The sequence below is a fragment of the Pantoea eucrina genome (genome assembly GCF_020079945.1).
Lineage (GTDB): Bacteria > Pseudomonadota > Gammaproteobacteria > Enterobacterales > Enterobacteriaceae > Pantoea > Pantoea eucrina.
Map to the genome: position 1 here is coordinate 1,639,542 of NZ_CP083448.1, position 23,236 is coordinate 1,662,777.

Consider the following 23,236-nt stretch of genomic DNA (forward strand, 5'->3'; position numbering starts at 1 on the left):
GTATCACCTGCGGACCCTTACTGATAAGGAATTGTGATGACAGACCAGCTTGCCCGGGAACTGACCCGGCGGTTTTATCGTTATCTGGCGGTCTCCAGCCAGAGTGATGCAAAGTCCACCACCCTGCCCAGTACGCCCTCTCAGCATGAGATGGCTGCGCTGCTGGCACAGGAGCTGCGAGACCTGGGGCTGCAGCAGGTCGAGATTGACCAGCACGCCACCGTAACCGCCGTTAAGCCCGGCAACACGCCTGGCGCACCCCGTATCGGTTTTATTACCCATATCGATACCGTGGACGTTGGCCTCTCGCCCGATATCCATCCGCAAAAGCTGACCTTTACCGGCGACGACCTCTGTCTTGATGCTGAGCAGCAAATCTGGCTGCGCGTGGCGGAACATCCGGAGATCCTGCCTTACCGCGGTCAGGAGATTATTTTCAGCGACGGCACCAGCGTGCTGGGTGCCGATAACAAAGCTGCGGTAAGCGTGGTGATGACGCTCATGGCGAATCTGCAGGGCGCGCACGGCGATGTCGTGGTCGCGTTTGTGCCGGACGAAGAGATTGGGCTGCGCGGTGCCAAAGCGCTGGACCTTGAGCGGCGTTTTAACGTCGATTTCGCCTGGACCATCGACTGCTGTGAGCTGGGAGAGGTGGTCTATGAATGCTTCAACGGCGCCAGCGCTGAGCTGGTGTTTAGCGGCGTGCCGGCGCATCCGATGTCAGGGAAAGGGGTGCTGGTCAATCCGCTGCTGATGGCGCATGATTTTATCAGCTGTTTTGATCGCCAGGCGACGCCGGAACAGACCGAGGGCCGCGAAGGCTATATCTGGTTTAATGAGATGCAGGCGAACGCCAGCCAGGCGGTGCTGAAAGCCTCCATTCGTGATTTCGATCTGCAGGGTTTTGCCGCGAAGAAACAGCAGCTGGCAACGGTTGCCGAACAGATTGCCGCCCGCTATCCCACCGGCAAGGTGGCGCTGACGATCGGCGACGTTTACAGCAATATCAGCAATGCGATTGGTGAAGATCGCCGCGCCATCGATCTGCTGTTTGCCGCGCTGGCGCAGGCTGGCGTGACGCCGAAAGTGATCCCGATGCGCGGTGGCACCGATGGCTCTGCGCTGTCAGCGAAAGGTCTGCTGACGCCTAACTTTTTTACCGGCGCGCACAATTTTCATTCGCGCTTTGAGTTTCTGCCGATCCCCTCGTTTGTGAAGTCGTATCAGGTGGCGGAGGCGCTGTGCGCGCTGGCTGCCAGGCCAGCCTGACAGAGGGCAGGCGTTGCGCCTGCCCGCTCTTTATCAGGGCTGTTTGCTGGCGGTCACGTCAATGCCCGGAAAATATTTGGCTGCCAGCCGGGTCACGGTGCCGTCCGCCTGAACCTTGCTGATAGCTTCATCCAGCGCCGTTTTCAGCTGGCTGTCGCCTTTGCGCAGTCCATAACCGATGCCGGTGCCCAGGATAGCGTCATCCTCAACCGGTCCGCCGGCAAAGGCAAAACCTTTCCCCTGCGGCTTATCCAGGAAGCCGGACTGCCCGGCCGCCGACATCACCAGCGTGCCGTCCAGACGACCGGCGACCATATCGTTATAAACCTGGTTCTGATCCTGATAGGACGTTACCGTCACGCCCTGAGGCTCCCAGTGTTTCTTCGCATAGGTCTCCTGAATAGAGCCCTGCAGCACGCCGACCGATTTGCCTTTCAGCGCGTCTGCTGAAGGCTGCAGCTTCTCGCCCGCTTTCACAATCAGCATGCTGGGAATACGGTAAATCGGTTTGGTGAAATCGATGCTTTTTGCCCGCGCCTCGGTGATGTTCATCGCGGAGTTAATCGCATCAAACTTTTTCGCCTGCAGCGCCGGGATCAGCGCATCAAAGCTGCTCTCCACCCAGCTGCAATTGAAGTTGCCGGTTTTACAGATGGCGTTACCCAGCTCAATATCAAAGCCTTCCAGCTCGCCGTGGGCGTTGCGGCTCTCAAACGGCGGGTATTGTGACTCTACGCCATAGCGCAGGCTGGTCTGCGCCAGCGTCTGTGCCGATGCGATCATGCCCAGTGCAATAAACAGCGCGTTCAGTTTTTTCATTATATGTCCTCTTTTACCCTGTAACCCGGCAGAGCGCAGCTGCGCCCGCCTCAAGTGTGGCGTCATCTTTAGCAAACGAAAGACGGATTAATCGGTTATCGGTGCCATCTGAATAAAACGCTGAGAGCGGAATGGTCGCCACGCCGTAATCAACGATAAGACGTTTTACCATTTCGCTGTCGCTCTCGTCACTGAAATCGCGAAAGCTCGCCAGCATAAAAAAGGATCCGCTGGCGGGCAGCAGCCTGAACGGTGACGCCTGCAGCAGCGTGGCCAGCCGGTCGCGCTTTGCCTGATAGAGCGCAGCGAGCTGCAGATAGTGCTCCGGCTGCGCGAGATAGCAGGCAAACCCCGCCTGCATCGGCGTGTCTGCCGCGTACATCATGAACTGATGGATCTTGACGATTTCTGCCATGATAGCAGCCGGTGCCAGCGCGTAGCCAACCCGCCAGCCGGTGACGTGAAAGGTTTTGCCAAATGACGAGACGATAACGCTGCGCTGCGCCAGTTCCGGATGGGTCGCCATACCGCAATGCTGACGGCCATCAAACAGAATATGCTCATACACCTCATCTGACAGCACAATAATATCGGTGTTGCGCGTCAGCTGCGCCAGCGCGCTCAGGTCTGCCGGCGTCAGCACCTGTCCGGTCGGATTATGCGGCGTATTAATAATGATCATGCGGGTACGCGGTGAGAGACGGGCGCGTACCTCATCCCAGTTAATGGCAAAATCGGGCTGCTGCAGCTTGATCCCTACCGGCGTGGCGCCCTGCAGGCGCACCACCGGCGCATAGCTGTCGAAGGCTGGCTCAAAAAAAATCACTTCATCGCCTGCGTGCACCAGGGCTGAAATCGCCATATAGAGCCCCTGGCTGGCGCTGCCGGTGATCAGCACTTCGCTGTCAGCATCATAATGCTGGCCATAAAGCGTGCGCACTTTTTCCGCCAGCGCGTTTTTCAGCGCCGGCAGGCCTGTCATCGGCGCGTACTGATTCTGGCCGTCGTGCATCGCCTGCGCCACCAGCTCCACCAGCAGCGGATCGCAGGGAAAATTGGGGGCGCCCTGCGACAGGTTAATCGCCTGATGGCGGGCCGAGAGCTGACCGATCACGCTAAAGATCGTGGTGCCCACATCGGGCTGTTTTGAACAGAGAGAAACTGGCGTGGTGATGCTCATTGCTGCGGCCTCGCTGACTGACAGAGTAAGATTGAAAGATCAGATCGTTATTCAACGCATAGCGCCTTGAGACGACAAGCGAATTGTCGTCATAATAGCCATGAGAAAATTGCATAGCTGAGGATGTTATGGCCTGTTCTGCTCCTCCCCTGACAGCGATTAACGCGTTTCTGGTGACGGCGCGCTGTCTCAATCTGACGCATGCGGCGCGCGAGCTGTACCTGACGCAGAGTGCGGTAAGCCGCAAAGTTGCCACGCTGGAAAACTGGCTGGGCTTTGCGCTGTTTCAGCGCCATGCGCGTGGCCTGCGGCTGACTGAACGCGGCGCGGCGCTGCTGCCGGAGCTGCAGCAGAGCTATCAGCAGCTGCTGGCGGTAACGGAACGGGCGCGCCAGCCGTCGCAGACGCTGCGGCTGAAAGCGCCCAGCTGCATTATGCGCTGGCTGCTCCCGCGCCTGATTGCGTTTGAACAGCGCTACCCGGCAACGCATGTCGCGCTGACCACGACCCAGGAGCATCTCTCTCAGCTGGAGGAGTTCGATGCGGCGATTGTTTATGGTCTGCCGCCACCCGATGCGCTGCGGCTGTTTGATGAGCGTCTGACGCCGGTGCTGGCCGCCGGGATGGCGATCCCGCAGCGAATTGAAGAGATGAGCGCGCTGACGTTTCTGCATCCGACGCCAGACCGGCGTGACTGGCAGCACTGGCTGCAGCAGCAGCGGATTGAGCTGGTGATGCAGCGTAATCAGCATTTTGCCACGATGGATCTCGCTATCAGTGCGGCAATACAGGGGTTTGGTATTACGGTGGCGGATATCACGCTGATTGAAAACGATCTGCTGGCGCAGCGCCTGGTGACGCCGTTCCCCGGCAGCGTGGCAACCGGGGCGGCGTACAGTTTACTGCAGCGTCAGGATAAGCGCGCCCCGCCGCTGCTCGCTGAGCTGGTGTCGTGGCTCAGCCGTGCCTAAAAAGCGACCCACTCCTCACTGGCTGCGGGTTTCGCCGCCGGCGTAGCGCCAGCCAGCGCCGGACGACGCAGCGGAGCAGCGGAAACCGGCGGCGCATGATGAACCGGCGCGGCGGCAGAGAGGCGGAAACGCGCGACGGAGAGCTGCAGCGCTTCCGTCTGCCGCTCCAGCGCGCTCGCCGCCGCAGAGACCTGCTCAACCAGCGAGGCGTTCTGCTGCGTCACGCTGTCCATCTCCGTGACTGCGGTGCCAACCTGCGAGATCCCTTTACTCTGCTCTTCGGAGGCCGCGGCGATCTGCTTCATAATTTCGCTGACATCCTGCACGGACGTCAGGATCTGATCCATCGTGGTGCCGGCGCTGCTTACCAGCACGGAGCCTTTGTCCACCCGCTCCACCGAGTCGGCAATCAGGCTGGCAATCTCTTTTGCGGCTCCGGCGCTGCGCTGTGCCAGATTGCGCACCTCGCTGGCCACTACGGCAAAGCCGCGCCCCTGCTCACCGGCACGCGCCGCTTCAACTGCCGCATTGAGCGCCAGGATATTGGTCTGGAAAGCGATGCTGTTGATGACGCTGGTAATTTCAGCAATTTTCTTCGAGCTGCCGGAAATGCCCTGCATCGTGGCAACCACTTCGCCTACCAGCTGACCACCCTGCTGCGCGGTGCCGGTCGCGGTATCAGCCAGCGCGCTGGCCTGACGGGCGTTATCGGCGTTGAGTTTCACCGTCGCGGTGAGTTGCTCCATGCTGGCCGCGGTCTGTTCCAGCGCGGCCGCCTGCTCTTCGGTGCGTGAAGAGAGGTCATTGTTGCCGGCGGAGATTTCCGACGCGCCGCGGTAGATATTATCTGTCCCGCTGCGGATAGCGCTGACGGCATCGCGCAGGCTCTCCTGCATGGCGCGCAGCAGCGGTATCAGTTTGCCCACGCAGTTGCGGCCTGCATCCTCCATTGGCTGGCTGAGATCGCCCTGCGCGATCAGCGTAAAGTGCTCGCGGATCCGCGCCAGCGGCCTGACCAGCATGCTCACCAGATACCTGTCCGTAAACAGCAGGATCAGCAGACCTGCCGCCACCGCCATCACGATGATGACTTTGGTCATGCCTGTCAGCCGGTCTACCGTGACCCGTGTTGCATCCAGTTTGCTGCCCGCGGACTGATTAAAGGTTTCGGCAGTGGCGCCAAACGCGCGGCTCAGCGCCGGCGTCACGCCGGTCGCCTGCGCTTTGTACGCTTCAGGCGTGCCCTGGCGCGCCAGCGCGACCTGCGGCGCAATGCCCTCATCCAGCAGTTTCTGCCAGCTGTTGATTACGCTCTGCGCTGTTGCCGGATCCATCGGACCGGGTGCCATCGCTTTAAACTGATCCAGCTGCGCTTTCATGCTGCTGAGCGCCTGCTCAACGGGGGCAAAGGCTTCTGTGCTGATTGCCGCGCCGGCGGTACGGCTCTCCATCACGCGCGACAGACGCGTTACTACCCGAAAATATTGATCGTTGCCTTTGCTCAGCACCGTCATCTGATTCACCAGCTGGCGATCGACCTCATTGCCTTTCCCCAGCGCATTCAGCGCATAAACGCTGAACAGACCGACGCCGCACCACAGCAGGCAAAACAGCCCGAGCAGCGCCAGTAAAACCGCGCGAATCGTAAAATTTTTAAAGATACCCATACCTGTTCCCCTGGATTGATACGCGTTATCGCCCGATAAAATCGGGCATATTGCGGTTATCGGCAGCAGGCAGGGAAAATGTAACCGTTTTGTAAGCTAAATAAGCGCCAGCGCAGCGGGGGGGAACAACGCAATCGTGCGCCAGTCTGCTACCGGCATTACAGCTGCACGTGGCTGCGCATCATCAGCCGGAACAGGCGCAAACGGCGGCGCATAAAGCGCTTTTTTAAAGTGGTAACCGCACGGCCCTGTTCACCAAACGCGAGCGTGACATCCTCTCCGGTGCGCCAGACGGGCCACTCCGTTTCATTGCGACCGCGCAGGCGATAGCTGAATTCAGTGGCATCCCTGGCAAACGCCACCCAGTATGCGCTTACCTCTGCCGCTAGGGTTTTGTCCGCGGCAGTATAAGGCCGGTTATCGGGCGGCGGCAGCGTCTCCAGCGCGTTAAACACATAGGGGATTTCATTACCGTGCCAGGCGCCGTGCGGGTAGAGATCGCGCGCATTTTCAGAAACATAGTCAAACCAGTAGCGCCAGACGGGCATGCCGGTACCGGACTGCGACTGCGCGACCAGCAGCGGCATGACGGTAAACGCCATATCGCGTGCCACCGCACGTCCCAGCAGCGCATCATCATGAATGTCGTATAACCATTTCAGCAGGCGATAAGTGAAGCGGTTCTTCTCGCGCATCTGCAGCAGCACGCCGCGCGCGTCGACCCCAAAATAGTTGAGTACGCTGGCTTCATCGCTGTTGCTGCCAATCATCAGCGGCACGCGATGCTGCCGGCCGGCGATAAAGGTGTCGAGCATCGGCTTTGGCAGCACGGCATCCCCGCTGATCGCCACCGGTCCCGGTGCCAGCGGCTGCGCCAGCGACCAGAATGCATCGCCGGGCAGCGCGCGCAGCTGTTCTGCCGTTGCGTTCTCCGGCAGTCCGAAATGGGCGGCGACCTCTATTCCCTTCTGCCGCGCCTGCGGCTGCGTCAGATCGGGCAGACTGTAGCTGCTCTGGACGATGCCTTTGTGAAACAGCCCTTCTGCCAGCGGTGAACAGCAGAGAGAGAGTACGCTGCGGGCGCCGGACGATTCACCAAATAGCGTGATATTGCGACGGTTGCCGCCAAAGGCGGGAATATTGCGCTGGATCCACTGCAGTGCGGCTATCTGGTCGAGCAGCGCAAAGTTATTGACGGTTGCGCCCGCCTTATACTGCGCATCCAGCGCGGGATGTGAGAAAAAACCAAGATGGCCCAGCCGGTAGTTAAGGGTGACCACTACCACGCCCTGTGCGGCCAGCGCTTTACCCTGATAAGGATCCAGGCTGCCGGCACCGAGGGTGAAACCACCACCGTGCAGCCAGACCATCACCGGCAGCGGTGCGCCAGGCTCAGGATCGGGGGTCCAGATATTGAGATATAAGCAATCTTCACTGAAAGTGCCCGGATCGCCACCACCGATGCCGATGCAGTATTCGCGATTTTGCCAGCTCGCTGCTCCCCACGCGGTCGCGTCGCGTGCGGTTTGCCAGGGGGTAACCGGCTGAGGCGGCCGCCAGCGTAGCGCGCCCGTCGGCGGCGCAGCATAAGGTATCCCTTTGAAAACATAGATGTCATCATCCATCAGGCCGCTGAGCTCGCCTTCTGCTGTCTTGATCCTCAGACGCGGTTCATTTTTCATATCGGGTTCCCTGATAAAGCGTGCCTCATTATTTGCAGCGACCTGATAAATGTCTATGTTCTTAAAGCATTTGCAGATTATGCCGAAACATGACCCGGATCGCTGAATGAGATCATCAAATATTTTGGCTTACTGTCGGCAGGCTGTTTAGTCTATTGTGGCGGGGCTGAATCCGGCAGGTCAGATGAGTTTCATCCTGAACGGGCGGATTTGATCGAATACCATGCTTACATCGGGGAAAAAGCGTAACCGTTTTGAACGGTGCCGCTGAGCAGAAGCGTATTTGCATATGCGCCTGCCATTATAATGATAAAAAATCGCCGGCTGCTGAAATCATCGCTGATTTCGCTGACCGGCTCTCTGTTATCCCTCGTGAATGCCGCAGCGAATCAGACTGCGCTGCTGCATCTGCGCATAGAGCGCCATCTCATCCTGTACTGACGCGCCCAGCGCCGCTTCAAACGCTGCCTGACTGGCGTGACCCGCCTCGCGCGTTGTTACCGCATTACCCAGATTAGACTGAAATATGCCCGCCGCGCTGACCGGCAGAAAATCTTCATACACGATAGGTTCTGCCTGCAGCCGGCCAGCCTGCAGCAGGGCTGACACGCTCTCTCCGGCGCGCGGAGGCTGCTGTTCGCCGCGCTCCGTCAGACGATAGCGGAACCAGGCGAGCTGATGCTCGCGCAGCGTCTCTTCATCATCGGGGAAATCACGAAATACCTCACTGAGGCGCTGCTGATGCTGCGCATTATCGCTGCCGGAGCCCGCGGCAGCCAGCAGCCGGTCATAGAGGGCCCGGCCGGCCGGGGTCAGCGCCGCACCGCGCTGCTCTATCTCGCCGAAGCGCGCCGTGTGCGTGCCCGGCGTACCGTCACTGAAATGCACCGCCTCTTCCAGCGCTTTAAAGCTGGTCTGCCGCAGCAGGATCGGAACCTGGCGCCGCGGCGGGCCTTCAATCAGCACTTTTGGCTCGATACCGCGCGACGGCATCAGCGCCTGCACGCGATCGATATCCAGCGTACGCGGCGTCAGATGGTTGATATGGCAGCCGCGGAAGCAGACAACGTCAGCGATCAGCCGGTGCTGCTGGCTCAGCGCATGATAGGTTGTGCTGTCCACCGTGGTCTGCGCGTGCCAGCGGAACGTTTCCAGCGCCTCGCTGACAAACGCGGCTGCGTCTCTGGCATTGAGGCCGCCCTGCTCCTGATGACGCCGGATAAGCCTGCGGCAGCCGGGCGTAAAGATGTCACGCGCGTCGAGTATCGCCATCGCACGGGCGTGCAGCGCCGGATCGTCAATCAGCTCAGGACGCAGCAGCGACGTGAAAACGCGAAACGGATTGCGGCGCAGCGCGGCCTCGCTCACGGGCCGGAAAGCCGTGGAGTGAACCGGTACGCCCGCCTGCGACAGGTCGTAATAGCCCACCGGCTCCATGCCCATCACTGCAAACATCTCCCGCAGCAGAGAGAGCTCGGCGGCCGTCCCGACCCGGATAGCGCCATGGCGTTCAACGCTCAGCCGCGCCAGCTCATCCGCCGCTGCCAGCCGATCTTTCAACGCGGGGGTCGCTTCCAGCGTGCGTTCATTGACCGCGCTGACCAGCTGCGTCAGCGCGCCATACTGCGGCACTTCCTGCTGATACATGGCCGACATGGCCTGTGAAAATAGCGTACGGATCGCATCAGAGCTGAGAAAATTTTCCATAACAGGGGTCCTGAGCCGGAACAGTGCTGTTACTCTAAATCAAGGCACGCAGCACAGGTAAAATTTTCCCTGAAGTGTGATCGCCCTGTCACTCCTCGCCCGGTTTTGGATCGGCAAAGCGGTACTTGAGCACCAGCATCAGGGTTGTCAGGGCGGCCGGTATCGCCAGCAGCAGGAAAATCTGGCTGAACGCCCAGCCCAGCGTCAGCAACTCTGCGCCGGCAAATGCGCTGAGAATCGCACCGATACGGCCCACGCCGTGCATCCAGCTTGAGCCGGTGGCGCGGGCGTGCGTGGGATAGAAGTGTGCGGAAAGCGCATTCATGCCGGTATTGGCGCCGTTAAAACAGAAGCCGCTGCAGAAAGCGATAGCGCTCATCAATCCGACCTGCGCCGGAGAGAAGCCGAGCGCAACTATCGCAATGCCGCCACAGAAGTAGATGGTCGCCAGCGCAAGACTGGCGTTCATGCGGTCCATCAGCCAGCCGGCAAACAGCGAGCCCAGCGTGCCGCCCGCCTGATACATGGCCGTGACAATGGCGGCCCCGGTGAGCGACATCCCCAGCGTATTGATGAGCGACGGCAGCCAGCTGCCAATAAGGTAGACCAGAAACAGTCCCATAAAATAGCCGCCCCAGAGCATCAGGCTGCCAAACAGATAGGATTCTGATACCACGGTAGCTATCGCGCCGCGCTGCGCATTCAGGGCTTCACTGGCATGATAGCGGCTGTCTGGCGCCACCTCGCCGGGCAGCATACGCTCGAGGATCGCGTGTATACGCGCCGCCGGCGCGCGCTGGTGAATAAGAAAACGCACCGACTCCGGCAGGCCATACATCAGCCAGGGCAGCACCAGCAGCGGCAAAATACCGCCCATGAGTAACACCGCGTGCCAGCTGTAGCGCGGCAGCAGCCAGGACGCTGCAAATCCGCCAGCCGCTGCGCCAAAGGTGAAGCCGCAAAAGACCACGGTGATAATAAAAGATCGGCGACGTTCAGGAGCATATTCCGCCACCAGCGTGCCCACGTTGGGCATGGCGGCGCCCAGACCCAGTCCGGTCAGGAAGCGAAACAGCATCATCTGCTCAATGTTTTGCGCCAGCGCGGTGGCCAGTGTCCAGAGCCCAAAAAAGAGCACGCTGAGCAGGATCATGATGCGGCGCCCGTAGCGATCGGCCAGCGGCCCGGCCACCATCGCCCCCAGCGCCAGACCAATCAGCGCGGCGCTGATCACCATGCCCAGCTGATGGTTTGTTACGCCCCAGCCTGCTTTAAGCGCGGGCGCAATGAACCCCATCAGCGCAATATCCATACCGTCCAGTGCCACGATGACAAAGCAGAGCGCGATAAGCCGTTTCTGCCAGCGGCTCAGCGCATGACGATTGATTAACTGGCGAACATCTACGGCTTCGGCGCTGGTCACGGTTTAACTCCTGCTGTTCAGCAAAAAGGTCATCAGTTTTGGTAAAAAAAACGGCGGATATGATAGCCCATCGTTAACCCTGCACTGCACATTTTTTTTACATCGCACCTGTTTCACTCGAAAACAGAACAATTTAACCCTCTGATAAAAAATAGTTTTGCTAAAACCACCTCTCAGCCAGTCGAAGCAAGGTTGCAAAAACAAGGGGTTAAAGAAGGCGGTGGATGAAAAGACTTTTGTTAAATTCATTTTGCAATTAAGTTAACAGAACGCATTTTTGCTGGTTGCTCTCGCCAGCCCTTACGGATTACGTTGACCCTATGGATAAAAACACGGTTTTCAGCCAGCGCATTCGCCTGCGCCATCTGCACGCTTTCGTCGCCGTCGCGCAACAGGGAACGCTGGGGCGCGCGGCAGAGACGCTCAGCCTGAGCCAGCCTGCGCTCTCCAAGACCCTCAATGAGCTTGAAGAGCTGGCAGGCGCGCGCCTGCTGGATCGCGGGCGTTCGGGCGCGCAGCTGACCACGGCGGGCGAACAGTTTCTGGTTTACGCAGTAAAAGTGCTGGACGCGCTGAATCATGCTGCGCAAAGCTTTAACGCGCCGGCACCGGGACGGCCGGTTATTATCCGGCTGGGGGCGCTGACCACGGCGGCAATGGGCATGTTACCGCAGATCCTGGACCGCTTTCATGAGCAGCAGCCCAACACCACGGTGCAGGTGGCTACGCTGCATAATAACGTGCTGCTGGCCGGGCTGCGCGCCGGTGAATTTGATGTCGGCATTGGCCGTATGGCAAGCAGTGAAATGATGGCGGGGTTAAGTTATGAGCTGCTGTTTCTGGAGTCGCTGAAGCTGGTCGTCAGACCGGAACATCCGCTTTTAAGTGACAACGTCACATTGTCCCGCGCCATGCAGTGGCCAGTGGTGATCTCGCCGGAAGGCACCGCGCCGCGCCGCCTCGCTCAGCATATGCTGGATGAACAGAGCTGCCGCTTGCCGCCGGACTGCGTTGAAACCTCCTCTACCTCCCTTGCCCGTCAGCTGGCGCTGCGCTACGACTACGTCTGGTTTGTTCCTTCTGGCGCGGTCAAGGAGGATCTTGAACACCATGCTCTGCATGCGCTGCCGCTCGCTTCACCCGGGCCGGGCGAACCGGTAGGGATCATCACCCGCAGCGGCTATCCGCTCAGCCTCAGCGCCGAAGTGCTGATCGCCACGATCCGCAAGTTTCACCATTAGCGGCTGCGTTTTGCATGCCGCTCACGGTTGTCGAGCCGCGCCTGCTCAGTTTTACGCAAACTCACATAAAGCGCGCCCGCACCGCCGTGCTGCGGCTGTGCGGTACAGAAGCTCTGCACCTCATCAAACTGCTGCAGCCAGCGCGCCAGATAACTGCGCACAATGTTGGCATGCGACTCGTCATCACGTCCTTTGCCGTGAATAATCAGTAAATTACGCAGCCCCTGCCTGCGCGCTTCCTGTATAAAACTGAACAGCGACTGGCGGCAGGTCTCCACCGGCTGACGCAGCAGATTCAGGCTGGCTTCCAGCGGATATTTGCCCAGCCGCACTTTATCCGCGACGCCCTGCTGCAGGCCCTCTGCCCGGTACTCCAGCGGTGACGTGAGCGGAACAATCTCCAGAAAACCGCGCGTAAGAAAGTTCTCTTCACTCTCCGGCGGCACAGCCCGTGGCGCTTTAGTGGAGGGCGCACGCAGCCACTGCGTATTAGCACAATCTTTCAGGGGCGTGACATCCCCCATGGCATCGCGGAACAGGTCTTCATCATCAAGGTTCATCATGTTTCCCCATACCCGATTAAGCATATGCGCACGGCATACTGATAAAACTGAAGAATAGCAAAGGTTGCCGTACGGGGTAAAAGGTCTGAACCGCACAGGGCGGATGCTGTTACGCCGCGCGGGTGAAATCAATCGGGCGAATACCCAATATTTGTAAGGTTTTTGTGCCAGATTCAGCCTGCATGCATTCACAGCAGGGAGAAAAATGGTAAAATTGACGGCAGTCAATAATCATCGAGCGTACAGATATGATCCAGGAAAAACGCAGCATTCGACGTATTCAGTCTGGCGGATGTGCGATCCACTGTCAGGATTGCAGTATCAGCCAGTTGTGTATTCCTTTCACACTGAATGAGCATGAGCTTGATCAGCTGGACAACATCATCGAACGTAAAAAGCCGATTCAGAAAGGCCAGACATTATTCAAGGCGGGTGACGAGCTGAAGTCGCTGTATGCCATTCGCTCCGGCACTATCAAGAGTTATACCATTACCGAACAGGGCGACGAGCAGATCACCGGCTTTCATCTGGCGGGCGACCTGGTCGGGTTTGACGCTATCGTTAACGCTAAGCACCCGGGCTTTGCACAGGCGCTGGAAACGGCCATGGTCTGTGAAATTCCTTTTGAGACGCTGGACGATCTGTCAGGCAAAATGCCCGCCCTACGTCAGCAAATGATGCGGCTGATGAGCGGAGAGATCAAAGGCGATCAGGACATGATTATGCTGCTCTCCAGAAAAAATGCTGAAGAGCGGCTGGCTGCCTTTATCTGGAATCTTTCGCGACGCTTTGGTCAGCGCGGCTTTTCGCAGCGCGAGTTCCGGCTGACCATGACGCGTGGCGATATCGGTAACTATCTGGGATTGACGGTTGAAACCATCAGCCGCCTGCTGGGGCGCTTTCAGAAAAGCGGCATGCTGGCCGTTAAAGGCAAATATATCACAATCGAGGATCACGCCCTGCTCTCTGAGCTGGCGGGTCAGGCGGAGCAACCCGCCTGAGGCGCTGCCGGGTCAGTAATTGTTATTTTATTGATCCGGCTACACCTTTTCCGCTTCTGCACGCCCGGAACTTAGGCTATCTTTATTCCAAATGGCCTGGTTCTAAGGAGAGTGCGCTATGTCCCGTTACCAACATGTTCTGGTCGCGATCGATCCTCAGCAGGACGATCAGCCGGCGCTGCGTCGCGCGGTTTATCTGAATCAACGCATCGGCGGAAAAATTAAAGCGTTTCTGCCTATCTATGATTTCTCCTATGAAATGACCACCCTGCTTTCGCCTGATGAGCGCACGAATATGCGTAAAGGGGTAATTAGCCAGCGCACCGAGTGGATCCGTGAGCAGGCGCAGGCCTATCTGGATGCCGGCGTGGATATCGAAATCAAAGTGGTCTGGCACAACCGTCCTTTTGAAGCGATTATTCAGGAAGTGCTGGCGCACAATCATGACCTCGTGCTGAAAATGGCACATCAGCATGACCGGCTGGAGTCAGTTATTTTTACCCCCACCGACTGGCATCTGCTGCGTAAATGCCCCTGCCCGGTATGGATGGTAAAAGATCAGCCGTGGCCGGAAGGCGGCAAAGCGGTGGTGGCGGTAAACCTTGCCAGTGAAGAGCCGCATCACGATGAGCTAAATCAGAAACTGATCCGCGAAACCGCGCGTCTGGCGGAGATGGTAAATCACACCGAGGTCCATCTGGTGGGCGCTTATCCGGTTACGCCAATTAATATCGCCATTGAGCTGCCCGATTTTGATCCCAGCGTCTATAACGACGCTATCCGCGGTCAGCATCTGGTGGCGATGAAAGCGCTGCGACAGAAATTCTCCATCGGTGAAGAGTTTACTCACGTCGCTAAAGGCCTGCCGGAAGAGGTGATCCCTGATATCGCTTCACAGCTGGATGCCGGTGTTGTCGTGCTCGGTACGATAGGCCGTACCGGGCTCTCGGCGGCCTTTCTGGGCAACACCGCTGAGCAGGTTATTGATCATCTGCGCTGTGATTTACTGGCCATCAAGCCGGATGATTTTAAATCGCCGGTCGATCGTGATGATGAGGAAGATGAAGAGGATTAATCGTCACGGGCGCTGCGGCGCCCCTGCATGATTACGCCCATCCTGATCCATTGCCCCGCTTAACAACAGCATCGACAGACCAGCGCGTAGCCTGACAGGCTACGCGCTTAACTGCCCGACAGACGCGTCCGTGATTTTAGAAAAAATATTGCCGCAAAAAGAGACATGCATCCGTACGGCATTCACGCTAAATTGGCTGAGACAGGCTGATTATTACATGCAATAATCAGCGGCTAATCTGTTATACATCAAGAGTCCAGCACGTTTTCGTACTCATTTTGCGTAAGGCGAAGGATCATTTTTATGAAGCTGAAGAACACCATTCTGGCGTCTACTCTGTTATCGCTGCTGGCAGCTAACGCGTTTGCTGCCAAAGAGCTGACGCCGGAACAAGCGGCCGGCCTGAAACCATTCGAACGTATTAATATCAACGGCCGTTTCAACGCAATCGGTGATGCCACCAGCGCAGTCTCGAGAGCAGCAGATGAAAAAGGCGCTGACTCGTTTTACGTTCAGGGCATCAATGATACCAACGGTAACGGCGGCAACTGGCGCGTGACCGCTGATTTATACAAAGCGGACGCCGCTAAAGCATCGACCGATACGCAGTATCGCGTGATCAACGGCGTTAAAGAGCTGCCGAAAGCGGAAGCGTACCGCCTTGAACCGTTCGACACGGTTTCAGTCAGTGGTTTCTTCTCCAGCCAGCCCGCGGTAAATGATGCAATCTCCAGAGCCGCTCAGAAAAAAGGCGCCGCCTCATTCTTTATTGTGCGCCAGGTTGATGCCAATAACGGCGGCAATCAGTATGTCACCGCCTATGTCTATAAAGCTGACGCCAAAGCGCGTATCGTCCAGGATACATCAAACTCGATTCCTGCTGATTCTGAAGCCGGAAAAGCCGCGCTGGCCGCTGGCGGCGCAGCGGCGTCGCGCGTGGCGCTGCCGGGTGTAGCCTCTTCTGATACGCCGAGCACCAATGTAGGTCGCTTCTTTGAGACGCAGAGTTCAACCGGCAAACGCTATACGGTGAAGCAGTCAGACGGCCGCAGCGTGCAGGAAGTCAATGCGATTACCGCCGCGCAGATGCAGCCGTTTGATACCATCACCTTCTCCGATCATTTCGGCACGCCGACTGAGATTTCAGAGGCCGTCGGCAAGCGGGCTATCGCGAAAGGCGCGAAGTATTACCACATCACGCGCCAGTGGCAGAACCAGAGCGGTGGCAACCTTACCGTTACCGCCGACCTGTTTAAATAATGATGCAGCGGGGCAGCCAGACTGCCCTGCTGTTTGCATAGTTCCTGCACAAATCTGCATACTCTTGCATTGCCATCCCTCTCTCCTCCTCGTAAAATCTGCCGCCTGTTTTCAGGGGATTCCGTTTTAATCTGCGCCTGATGGTGCACTACACTTCTACGGAAAGTTCACGACCCAGCATACTCTGCTGTTCAGGAAAGGCATTTTGGATAAAAAATTAGGTCTTAGCGCGTTGACGGCTCTGGTGCTCAGCTCCATGCTTGGCGCGGGCGTGTTTAGCCTGCCGCAGAATATGGCGGCCGTCGCGGGTCCGGCGGCGCTGCTCATCGGCTGGCTCATCACCGGCGTGGGTATTATTTTTCTCTCCCTCGCAATGCTGCTGCTGATGCGGCTCAAACCGGAGCTCGACGGCGGTATCTTTACCTATGCCCGCGCCGGGTTTGGTGAGCTAACGGGGTTCTGCTCGGCGTGGGGCTACTGGCTCTGCGCCGTGATCGCCAACGTCTCTTATCTGGTGATTGTGTTCTCTGCGCTGAGCTTTTTTACCGATACGCCGCAGCACGTGGTGTTTGGCGACGGTAACACCTGGCAGGCGATGCTGGGCGCTTCGGTGCTGCTCTGGCTGGTACACTGGCTGGTGCTGCGCGGCGTGCAGACCGCAGCGAGCATTAATATGCTGGCCACGCTTGGCAAGCTGGTCCCGCTGCTGCTGTTTGTGGTGCTGGCGCTGCTGGCATTTAATTATGACCGGTTCAGCTTTGATTTCAGCGGCGCTGAGCTGGGTCAGCCGCTGTGGCAGCAAATCAAGCAGACCATGCTTATCACGCTGTGGGTCTTTATCGGCGTTGAGGGTGCCGTGGTGGTATCGGCGCGCGCGCGCAATAAACAGGATGTGGGGCGTGCCACGCTGCTGGCGGTGCTGGCGGCGCTGCTGGTTTATCTGCTGGTCACGCTGCTCTCGCTGGGTGTGATCCCGCGCGCTGAGCTGGCGCAGCTGCGCAACCCGTCAATGGCCGGGCTGATGACGCATCTGCTGGGTCACTGGGGCGATGCGGTGATAGCCGCGGGGCTGATTGTCTCGGTCTGCGGCGCCTATCTCAGCTGGACCATTATGGCGGCTGAAGTTCCCTTTATCGCTGCCCGGCAGGGTGCATTTCCGCGCAGCCTCGCCCGGCAGAATCGTCACAATTCGCCTGCGGCGTCGCTGTGGCTGACCAACGGCAGCGTACAGGTTTGCCTGATCGCCATCGCGCTGACCGGCGCTGACTACAATACCCTGCTGACAATCGCCTCAGAGATGATTCTGGTGCCTTACCTGCTGGTGGGACTCTATCTGATGAAGGTGGTGCGCGGCCAGCAGAAACCGCTGGCGATGAGCATCGGGCTGGGTGCCACGCTGTATGGCCTCTGGCTGCTCTACGCCTCAGGCCCGTTGCATCTGCTGCTCTCCGTGGTGCTTTACGCGCCGGGACTGCTGCTGTTTCTCTACGCGCGCCGCGGCGGACGCGGTGACAAGCCGCTGCTGCAGCTGGAGCGCATGGCGATTGTGCTGTTGATGGCGGCATCGCTGCCCGCGCTGTGGCAGCTTACGCAGTAATCAATGCGCGAGTGCCGGAATGGAGACGCACAGCAGATCGTTCTGCTGTGTAAGATTCAGGGGTTTGCTGTATTCGAGGTGGATCCCATCAAGCTGTTCCGCAGAGAGCGGATAAGGCAGCTGAATATCAAACCGGCTGATATGCTGCTGCTCCGCCAGCGTGATCAGCCGGGCGATATTGATCTCATCGCTGACCTGCGTTGAAATGATTTGCAACGCTAATTCTTTCAGATGATCGTCGCTGGCCTGTAAGCTGTGAGCGGACTTGCGGGTTACCATGCCAAAAATGGGCATGACACCGTAAATGGCGTCAACAAAGCTCCAGCGTTTTTTGCAGGAAGCGGAGAGAAAGTCACTGTAATTGAAGCAGATGCGATCACTGTATCCGGCTGAAGCCAGCTCTTTATCAGACACCCTCGCACTCCTCCTGTTTTTCAATGCGGTTCCGAACCTTGCGCCTTAACGCGCCGCTAATAATGGCACATTTCACAGTATACATACCAGTAAGACAGGGATATTTCGTGCGGTAGCGTAGTGCTCAGGACCAGGAAAAGCTATGCTGCTGCCATTCTTTTTCAGCGCGCTTACCTATGAACAAAATTGTCTATGTTGAAGATGAGCCGGAAGTCGGCGAGCTGATCGCCGCCTATCTGGGCCGCCATGATATTGACGTGGTTGTCGAAACGCGCGGCGATCGCGCCGAGGCGACGATTCTTAACGTCCAGCCGGATCTGGTCCTGCTGGATATTATGCTGCCGGGTAAAGATGGCATGACGCTCTGCCGCGACCTGCGGGCGCACTGGAGTGGTCCCATTGTCCTGCTGACCTCACTCGACAGCGATATGAACCATATTCTCGCGCTTGAAATGGGCGCCAATGACTACATTCTCAAGACCACGCCCCCTGCCGTGCTGCTGGCGCGGCTGCGGCTGCATCTGCGTCAGGCGGTGGTCAACAAGCCGGAGAGCACGCCGGCACAGCAGCAGTCGCAGAAAGTGCTGCGGTTTGGTTCGCTGACCATCGATGCGCTGAACCGTCAGGTGCTGCTGTTTGATGAGAACATTACGCTTTCAACGGCCGACTTCGATCTGCTGTGGCAGCTGGCGAGCCACGCCGGCGAGATCCTCGATCGCGACGCGCTGCTGATGACGCTGCGCGGCGTGAGCTATGACGGCATGGATCGCAGTATTGATGTGGCTATCTCGCGGCTGCGCAAAAAGCTCTATGACAGCGCGACTGAGCCGTTTCGCATCAAAACCATCCGCAACAAAGGCTACCTGTTTGCGCCTCAGGCCTGGGATACCCGCAGCTGATGAGAAAGCTCTTTATTCAGTTTTACCTGCTGCTGTTTGTCTGCTTTCTGGTGATGACCCTGCTGGTGGGCCTGGTGTATAAGTTTACCGCCGAGCGGGCTGGCCGGCAGTCGATGAATGACCTGATGGCCAGCTCGCTGTTTCTGATGCGCAGCGAGCTGCGCGAGATCCCGCCGCGCGACTGGAACAAAACTATCCGCAGTCTCGATCTTGACCTCTCATTCGATCTCAATATCGAACCTATGAGCAAATACCAGCTGGATGAGAGGGATATGAAACGTCTGCGCGCCGGCGAAATTGTCGCACTCGACGATCAATACACCTTTCTGCAGCATATTCCCCGCAGCCACTACGTGCTCTCTGTCGGGCCTATCCCCTATCTGTTTTATCTGCATCAGATGCGGCTGCTGGATATTGCGCTGGTGGCGTTTATCGGTATGTCGCTGGCACTGCCGGTATTTATCTGGCTGCGTCCGCACTGGCAGGAGATGCAGCGGCTGGAGAAAGCCGCGGAGCGCTTTGGCCGCGGTGAGCTGGACGTGCGCACCCATTTTGAAAGCACCTCCAGCCTTCACAGTCTCGGCGTGGCGTTTAACCAGATGGCGGATAACATCAATACGCTGGTGGCCAGCAAAAAACAGCTGATTGATGGCATCGCCCACGAGCTGCGCACGCCGCTCGTGCGCCTGCGCTACCGGCTGGAGATGAGCGATAACCTGACAGAGGCGGAGTCCGCCGCGCTGAATCGCGATGTGGGCCAGCTGGAGAGCCTGATTGAAGAACTGCTGACCTATGCCCGGCTGGACCGTCCGCGGGTCGACCTGCATCTGCAGTCGTTCGACCTGGCGCAGTGGCTGCGGCTCTATATTGCTGATGTACAGAGTATGCAGCCGCACACGCAGATCGCGCTGGATATTCCGCAGCTGCAGAATACCGGCAGCGCCGACATGCGGCTGATGGAGCGGGTGCTGGATAACCTCGTCAATAATGCGTTGCGCTACGCTACTGAGCGGCTGCGCGTCAGCCTCTGGTTTGACGGCACAACCGGCATTTTGCAGGTAGAGGATGATGGTCCCGGCATTCCGGCCGAAGAGCGCCAGCGGGTTTTTGAGCCTTTCGTTCGTCTCGATCCCAGCCGCGATCGCGCGACCGGCGGCTGCGGCCTCGGGCTGGCTATCGTCCATTCGATTGCCCAGGCGCTGCAGGGTCAGGTGGTGATCGAGAGCTCGCCGCTCGGCGGCGCCAGCGTTCGCTTTTGCTGGCCGGTTGATTTACCCTTGCGTGAGACACCCCCCCGCTTACCCGCTTAAGGAGATCTGGCTGTGACATCAGCTTATCAGGAACTTACCCGCACGTTTCAGCGCCTTTCCCGTTTCGGTCACCTCGGTGCGATTGCCGGGGTTGATATGCAGACTACCATGCCGCCCGGCGGCAGTCAGGCGCGTGGCGAAGCGCTGGCCGAACTCAGCGTGTTTATGCATGAGCTGCTGACCGCGCCGGCGCTGGAAGGGCTTTTCTCTGCTGCTGAGCAGGAGTCGCTGAACGATGTTGAGCAGGCAAACGTGGCGGAGATGCAGCGCGCCTGGCGTCAGGCAACGCTGCTTCCCGCCGCGCTGGTCGAAGCAAAATCGCTGGCGGGCTCGCGCTGCGAGCATGCGTGGCGATCGCAGCGCCCGGCGAATGACTGGCAGGGCTTCAGCGCTAACCTCAAAGAGGTTGTCCGGCTGAGCCGGGAAGAGGCGCAGCTGCGCGCCGCTGCGGCCAGCACGTCGCGCTATGACGCGCTGCTGGATCTGTATGAGCCAGGCATGACCAGCGCCCGGCTTGACGCCACTTTTGGCGCGCTGAAAAGCTGGCTGCCTGATTTACTGCAGCGGGCGGTGGCAAAGCAGGCGCAGGCGCCGCTTCAGCCGCTGGGACCCTTTGCCGTTGAGTCACAGAAGCAGCTGGGGCTGAGCGTAATGAAGCTGCTCGGCTTCGATTTCAATCATGGTCGTCTGGATGTCAGCGCCCACCCTTTTTGCGGCGGTGTGCCGGACGACGTGCGCATCACCACGCGCTACAACGAAAGCGAGTTTCTCAGCGCCATGATGGGTGTGATCCATGAGACCGGGCACGCGCGCTACGAACAGAATCTGCCACAGCAGTGGCGCGGTCAGCCAGTGGCCCTGGCGCGCTCTACCGCGATTCATGAGTCGCAGAGCCTGTTTATGGAGATGCAGCTGGGCCGCAGCCGCGCCTTTTTGCAGCATATTCAGCCGCAGGTCGTCGCGCTGATGGGTGAGCAGCCTGCGCTGGAGACGCCTAACTTTATTCGTCTGGCGCAGCGCGTCAAGCCTGGCTTTATCCGCGTCGATGCCGATGAGCTGAGCTATCCGGCACACGTTATTCTGCGCTATGAGATTGAGCGCGCGCTGATTGAAGGTGAGATTGAGGTAGAGGATATTCCGGCGCTGTGGGATGAAAAAATGCAGCAGTCGCTCGGCATTGATACCCGTGGCAACTATCGCGATGGCTGTATGCAGGATATCCACTGGACCGACGGCGCGTTCGGCTATTTCCCGACCTATACGCTGGGCGCGATGTATGCGGCACAGCTTTATCAGGCAGTTAAGCGCGCGATCCCGCAGCTGGAGACGCTGATCCTCAACGGCGAGCTGCAGCCGGTATTTGACTGGCTGCAGCAGAATATCTGGCAGCACGGCAGTCGCTTCCCGACTGAACAGCTGCTGCGCAACGCCACCGGTGAAGCGCTGAATCCGGACTATTTCCGTCAGCACCTTGAGCAGCGCTACCTCGCCGATTGACCCCGCAGGCGGCCGCAACGGCCGCCACTTTCCCGCCTTGTACAATCCGTTACACGCCGATACCAATCCCTCACGGAAAGCGAAATCGCTTTTTCATATAGTGTTTTCACCGGCCCCGCAGTGGGCTACATATGAAAAAATAGTCCGAGGATTAAGCGATGAAAAAATTATGTGCACTGGTAATCGCCGCTGCTATGGGTCTCTCTTCTGCTGCTTTTGCTGCTGAGACAACCGCTGCTCCGGCGGCAACTGCCACCACCAGCTCCACTACCGCTGCGCCAGCTAAACATAAAATGGTGCATCACAAACATAAAGCTGCTGCGCAGAAAGCCCAGGCTGCGAAAAAGCATCATAAAAAAGCAACCAAGCCTGCTGAACAGAAAGCGCAGGCCGCTAAAAAGCATCACAAAAAATCAACTCAGCCCGCTGCACAGAAAGCGCAGGCTGCCAAAAAGCACCACGTGAAATCCGCTAAACCTGCTGCACAGAAAGCGCAGGCGGCTAAAAAGCACCACGCTAAAGTTGCGCAGAAAGCGCAGGCAGCTAAAAAGCATCACAAAATGAAAAAATCAGCGAAATAAGTTCGCGCCAACACCACGATGTTGTTTAAAACACCCGGTTATGCCGGGTGTTTATTTACTGGAGTAGCGAAAAATGGTGCGTCGCTATCGCTTCGAAATTATTCTCTTTGTGATGATTCTCTGCGGCATTGTCGCGGCCAGTTTTTTTATTTGATGGCTGTAGCGCGCTGATTACTCCAATATTTCTCCCTTTTTTACCGCTCACCGACTATAGTTATCGCCTAAGCGTGATAACAAAAACTCCCTTTTATTCTCCCTGTCGAGAGAACTATGCGCCTGGCAATTCTGTTATTTATTGGTATTTTCGGCTTTACCCTCACAGCACACGCCGATGATGAAGACGGGCTGAGTCCCGAAGAGATCAAGACGCTGTTTTTTGGTAAAGACCATCGCCAGGCAATAAGCGACGTGGCCGCTGCGCCCTGGGATGCCATTGGTCAGCTGGAGACGGAAAGCGGCAACCTCTGCACCGCCACGCTGATCTCTGCTCATCTGGCCCTGACCGCCGGCCACTGCCTGCTGACACCGCCAGGCCGGTTCGATAAGCCGGTTGCGCTGCGCTTTATGGCGGGTGAAAAAGGCTGGCGTTACGAAATTCACGATATAGATGCCCGGGTTGAGCCGTCGCTGGCGCGGCGCCTGCAGGCCGATGGCGAGGGCTGGATTGTGCCCTCTGCCGCCGCGCCTTACGATTATGGTCTGGTGATCCTGCACAACCCCCCTTCAGGTATTGTGCCGATCCCGCTGTTTGATGGCTCTCGCAGCGATCTCACCGCCGCGCTCAAAGAGAGCGGACGCAAAGTCACGCAGGCGGGTTATCCGGCCGATCACCTCGATTCACTCTATTCGCATAGCGACTGTATAGTCACCGGCTGGGCGCAGCGCGCCGTGCTTTCGCACCAGTGCGATACGCTGCCTGGCGACAGCGGCTCCCCGCTGCTGCTGAAAAAAGATGATGGCTGGCAGCTCATCGCCGTACAGAGTTCGGCACCGGCGCCGGTCGATCGCTATCGCGCTGACAACCGGGCCATTGCCGTGACCTCGTTTAAAGATAAACTCGAAGAGCTGGCTGAATAAGCA

At 58.3% G+C, this 23,236-nt stretch carries 21 protein-coding genes; 13 read left to right on the forward strand and 8 right to left on the reverse strand.

Translation table 11 applies throughout. The annotated features are described in order from the left end of the window. Positions 1–36 precede the first annotated feature (36 nt). On the forward strand, positions 37–1,269 hold the full coding sequence (gene pepT, locus LAC65_RS07670) for a peptidase T (RefSeq protein WP_039384419.1): 1,233 nt from the start codon (positions 37–39) through the stop codon (positions 1,267–1,269). Between the two features lie 33 nt (positions 1,270–1,302). Here the strand turns inward: pepT and LAC65_RS07675 are convergent, their stop codons facing one another. Further along, the gene (locus LAC65_RS07675; protein ID WP_039384421.1) at positions 1,303–2,088 is read right to left on the reverse strand and encodes a transporter substrate-binding domain-containing protein; all 786 of its coding nucleotides are present in this window, start codon (positions 2,086–2,088) and stop codon (positions 1,303–1,305) included. Between the two features lie 13 nt (positions 2,089–2,101). After that, entirely contained in the window at positions 2,102–3,268 is a 1,167-nt protein-coding gene (locus LAC65_RS07680; RefSeq protein WP_039384423.1) for a methionine aminotransferase, read from the reverse strand. Positions 3,269–3,396: 128 nt separating this feature from the next. On the opposite strand from LAC65_RS07680, the gene LAC65_RS07685 reads away from it, so the two are divergent. Further along, a complete protein-coding gene (locus LAC65_RS07685; RefSeq protein WP_039384425.1) occupies positions 3,397–4,239 on the forward strand; it encodes a LysR substrate-binding domain-containing protein in 843 nt (280 codons plus the stop codon). Here the strand turns inward: LAC65_RS07685 and LAC65_RS07690 are convergent. The 4 genes from LAC65_RS07690 to LAC65_RS07705 form a co-directional block, all read right to left on the reverse strand. Beyond that, positions 4,236–5,906: a methyl-accepting chemotaxis protein gene (locus tag LAC65_RS07690; RefSeq protein WP_039384427.1), complete on the reverse strand. Its 1,671-nt coding sequence runs from the start codon at positions 5,904–5,906 to the stop codon at positions 4,236–4,238. The genes LAC65_RS07685 and LAC65_RS07690 overlap by 4 nt on opposite strands. Positions 5,907–6,064: 158 nt before the next feature. Then, a complete protein-coding gene (locus tag LAC65_RS07695) occupies positions 6,065–7,588 on the reverse strand; it encodes a carboxylesterase/lipase family protein (RefSeq protein ID WP_039384429.1) in 1,524 nt (507 codons plus the stop codon). Positions 7,589–7,951: 363 nt separating this feature from the next. Further along, complete coding sequence (hglS, locus tag LAC65_RS07700; protein WP_039384431.1) at positions 7,952–9,295, reverse strand: 2-oxoadipate dioxygenase/decarboxylase HglS; 1,344 nt, start codon at positions 9,293–9,295, stop codon at positions 7,952–7,954. An 88-nt stretch (positions 9,296–9,383) separates the two neighbouring features. Then, positions 9,384–10,718 carry an MFS transporter gene (locus tag LAC65_RS07705; protein WP_039384433.1) on the reverse strand — a complete coding sequence of 445 codons (1,335 nt, stop codon included), beginning with the start codon at positions 10,716–10,718 and terminating at the stop codon, positions 9,384–9,386. Between the two features lie 320 nt (positions 10,719–11,038). On the opposite strand from LAC65_RS07705, the gene LAC65_RS07710 reads away from it, so the two are divergent. Next, positions 11,039–11,959 (forward strand): LysR substrate-binding domain-containing protein, encoded by a 921-nt coding sequence (locus LAC65_RS07710; protein ID WP_039384435.1) that lies wholly within the window; start codon positions 11,039–11,041, stop codon positions 11,957–11,959. On the opposite strand, the gene smrA is transcribed toward LAC65_RS07710, so the two are convergent. Next, a complete protein-coding gene (gene smrA / locus LAC65_RS07715) occupies positions 11,956–12,519 on the reverse strand; it encodes a DNA endonuclease SmrA (RefSeq protein ID WP_039384438.1) in 564 nt (187 codons plus the stop codon). The genes LAC65_RS07710 and smrA overlap by 4 nt on opposite strands. 251 nt (positions 12,520–12,770) lie before the next feature. Between smrA and LAC65_RS07720 the strand changes: the two genes are divergently transcribed. The 4 genes from LAC65_RS07720 (at position 12,771) to LAC65_RS07735 (ending at position 17,455) form a co-directional block, all read left to right on the forward strand. Further along, entirely contained in the window at positions 12,771–13,523 is a 753-nt protein-coding gene (locus tag LAC65_RS07720; RefSeq protein WP_039384441.1) for an FNR family transcription factor, read from the forward strand. A 118-nt stretch (positions 13,524–13,641) separates the two neighbouring features. Then, entirely contained in the window at positions 13,642–14,598 is a 957-nt protein-coding gene (gene uspE, locus LAC65_RS07725; RefSeq protein WP_039384444.1) for a universal stress protein UspE, read from the forward strand. A gap of 303 nt (positions 14,599–14,901) precedes the next feature. Continuing rightward, complete coding sequence (ydgH, locus tag LAC65_RS07730) at positions 14,902–15,858, forward strand: DUF1471 family protein YdgH (RefSeq protein WP_039384446.1); 957 nt, start codon at positions 14,902–14,904, stop codon at positions 15,856–15,858. 205 nt (positions 15,859–16,063) lie between these two features. Continuing rightward, entirely contained in the window at positions 16,064–17,455 is a 1,392-nt protein-coding gene (locus tag LAC65_RS07735; protein WP_224144853.1) for a basic amino acid/polyamine antiporter, read from the forward strand. On the opposite strand, the gene LAC65_RS07740 is transcribed toward LAC65_RS07735, so the two are convergent. Beyond that, positions 17,456–17,869, reverse strand: a complete 414-nt coding sequence (locus LAC65_RS07740) for a hypothetical protein (RefSeq protein WP_039384453.1) — start codon at positions 17,867–17,869, stop codon at positions 17,456–17,458. Positions 17,870–18,045: 176 nt separating this feature from the next. Here LAC65_RS07740 and rstA point away from each other — a divergent pair, with 176 nt between their 5' ends. The 6 genes from rstA to LAC65_RS07765 all read left to right on the forward strand — a co-directional run bounded on the left by rstA (position 18,046) and on the right by LAC65_RS07765 (position 23,233). Then, a complete protein-coding gene (rstA, locus tag LAC65_RS07745; RefSeq protein ID WP_039384454.1) occupies positions 18,046–18,768 on the forward strand; it encodes a two-component system response regulator RstA in 723 nt (240 codons plus the stop codon). Beyond that, positions 18,768–20,078, forward strand: a complete 1,311-nt coding sequence (gene rstB, locus LAC65_RS07750; protein WP_039384456.1) for a two-component system sensor histidine kinase RstB — start codon at positions 18,768–18,770, stop codon at positions 20,076–20,078. The genes rstA and rstB overlap by 1 nt, the downstream gene beginning before the upstream one ends. Positions 20,079–20,090: 12 nt before the next feature. Then, the gene (locus tag LAC65_RS07755; RefSeq protein WP_039384459.1) at positions 20,091–21,575 is read left to right on the forward strand and encodes a carboxypeptidase M32; all 1,485 of its coding nucleotides are present in this window, start codon (positions 20,091–20,093) and stop codon (positions 21,573–21,575) included. Positions 21,576–21,733: 158 nt separating this feature from the next. Then, a complete protein-coding gene (gene asr, locus LAC65_RS07760; protein WP_039384462.1) occupies positions 21,734–22,156 on the forward strand; it encodes an acid resistance repetitive basic protein Asr in 423 nt (140 codons plus the stop codon). 73 nt (positions 22,157–22,229) lie between these two features. Continuing rightward, a complete protein-coding gene (ydgU, locus tag LAC65_RS18320; RefSeq protein ID WP_459213502.1) occupies positions 22,230–22,310 on the forward strand; it encodes a small membrane protein YdgU in 81 nt (26 codons plus the stop codon). Between the two features lie 116 nt (positions 22,311–22,426). After that, a complete protein-coding gene (locus LAC65_RS07765) occupies positions 22,427–23,233 on the forward strand; it encodes a trypsin-like serine peptidase (RefSeq protein WP_039384464.1) in 807 nt (268 codons plus the stop codon). Positions 23,234–23,236: the final 3 nt, after the last annotated feature.

Bases quoted from the DNA above. Each gene is read 5' to 3' on its own strand.
- smrA (WP_039384438.1), bottom strand. From the start codon at position 12,519: ATGAACCTTGATGATGAAGACCTGTTCCGCGATGCCATGGGGGATGTC.
- LAC65_RS07675 (WP_039384421.1), bottom strand. From the start codon at position 2,088: ATGAAAAAACTGAACGCGCTGTTTATTGCACTGGGCATGATCGCATCG.
- uspE (WP_039384444.1), top strand. From the start codon at position 13,642: ATGTCCCGTTACCAACATGTTCTGGTCGCGATCGATCCTCAGCAGGAC.
- LAC65_RS07720 (WP_039384441.1), top strand. From the start codon at position 12,771: ATGATCCAGGAAAAACGCAGCATTCGACGTATTCAGTCTGGCGGATGT.
- LAC65_RS07690 (WP_039384427.1), bottom strand. From the start codon at position 5,906: ATGGGTATCTTTAAAAATTTTACGATTCGCGCGGTTTTACTGGCGCTG.
- ydgH (WP_039384446.1), top strand. From the start codon at position 14,902: ATGAAGCTGAAGAACACCATTCTGGCGTCTACTCTGTTATCGCTGCTG.
- LAC65_RS07710 (WP_039384435.1), top strand. From the start codon at position 11,039: ATGGATAAAAACACGGTTTTCAGCCAGCGCATTCGCCTGCGCCATCTG.
- rstB (WP_039384456.1), top strand. From the start codon at position 18,768: ATGAGAAAGCTCTTTATTCAGTTTTACCTGCTGCTGTTTGTCTGCTTT.
- asr (WP_039384462.1), top strand. From the start codon at position 21,734: ATGAAAAAATTATGTGCACTGGTAATCGCCGCTGCTATGGGTCTCTCT.
- ydgU (WP_459213502.1), top strand. From the start codon at position 22,230: ATGGTGCGTCGCTATCGCTTCGAAATTATTCTCTTTGTGATGATTCTC.
- LAC65_RS07685 (WP_039384425.1), top strand. From the start codon at position 3,397: ATGGCCTGTTCTGCTCCTCCCCTGACAGCGATTAACGCGTTTCTGGTG.
- LAC65_RS07765 (WP_039384464.1), top strand. From the start codon at position 22,427: ATGCGCCTGGCAATTCTGTTATTTATTGGTATTTTCGGCTTTACCCTC.
- rstA (WP_039384454.1), top strand. From the start codon at position 18,046: ATGAACAAAATTGTCTATGTTGAAGATGAGCCGGAAGTCGGCGAGCTG.
- hglS (WP_039384431.1), bottom strand. From the start codon at position 9,295: ATGGAAAATTTTCTCAGCTCTGATGCGATCCGTACGCTATTTTCACAG.
- LAC65_RS07680 (WP_039384423.1), bottom strand. From the start codon at position 3,268: ATGAGCATCACCACGCCAGTTTCTCTCTGTTCAAAACAGCCCGATGTG.
- pepT (WP_039384419.1), top strand. From the start codon at position 37: ATGACAGACCAGCTTGCCCGGGAACTGACCCGGCGGTTTTATCGTTAT.
- LAC65_RS07695 (WP_039384429.1), bottom strand. From the start codon at position 7,588: ATGAAAAATGAACCGCGTCTGAGGATCAAGACAGCAGAAGGCGAGCTC.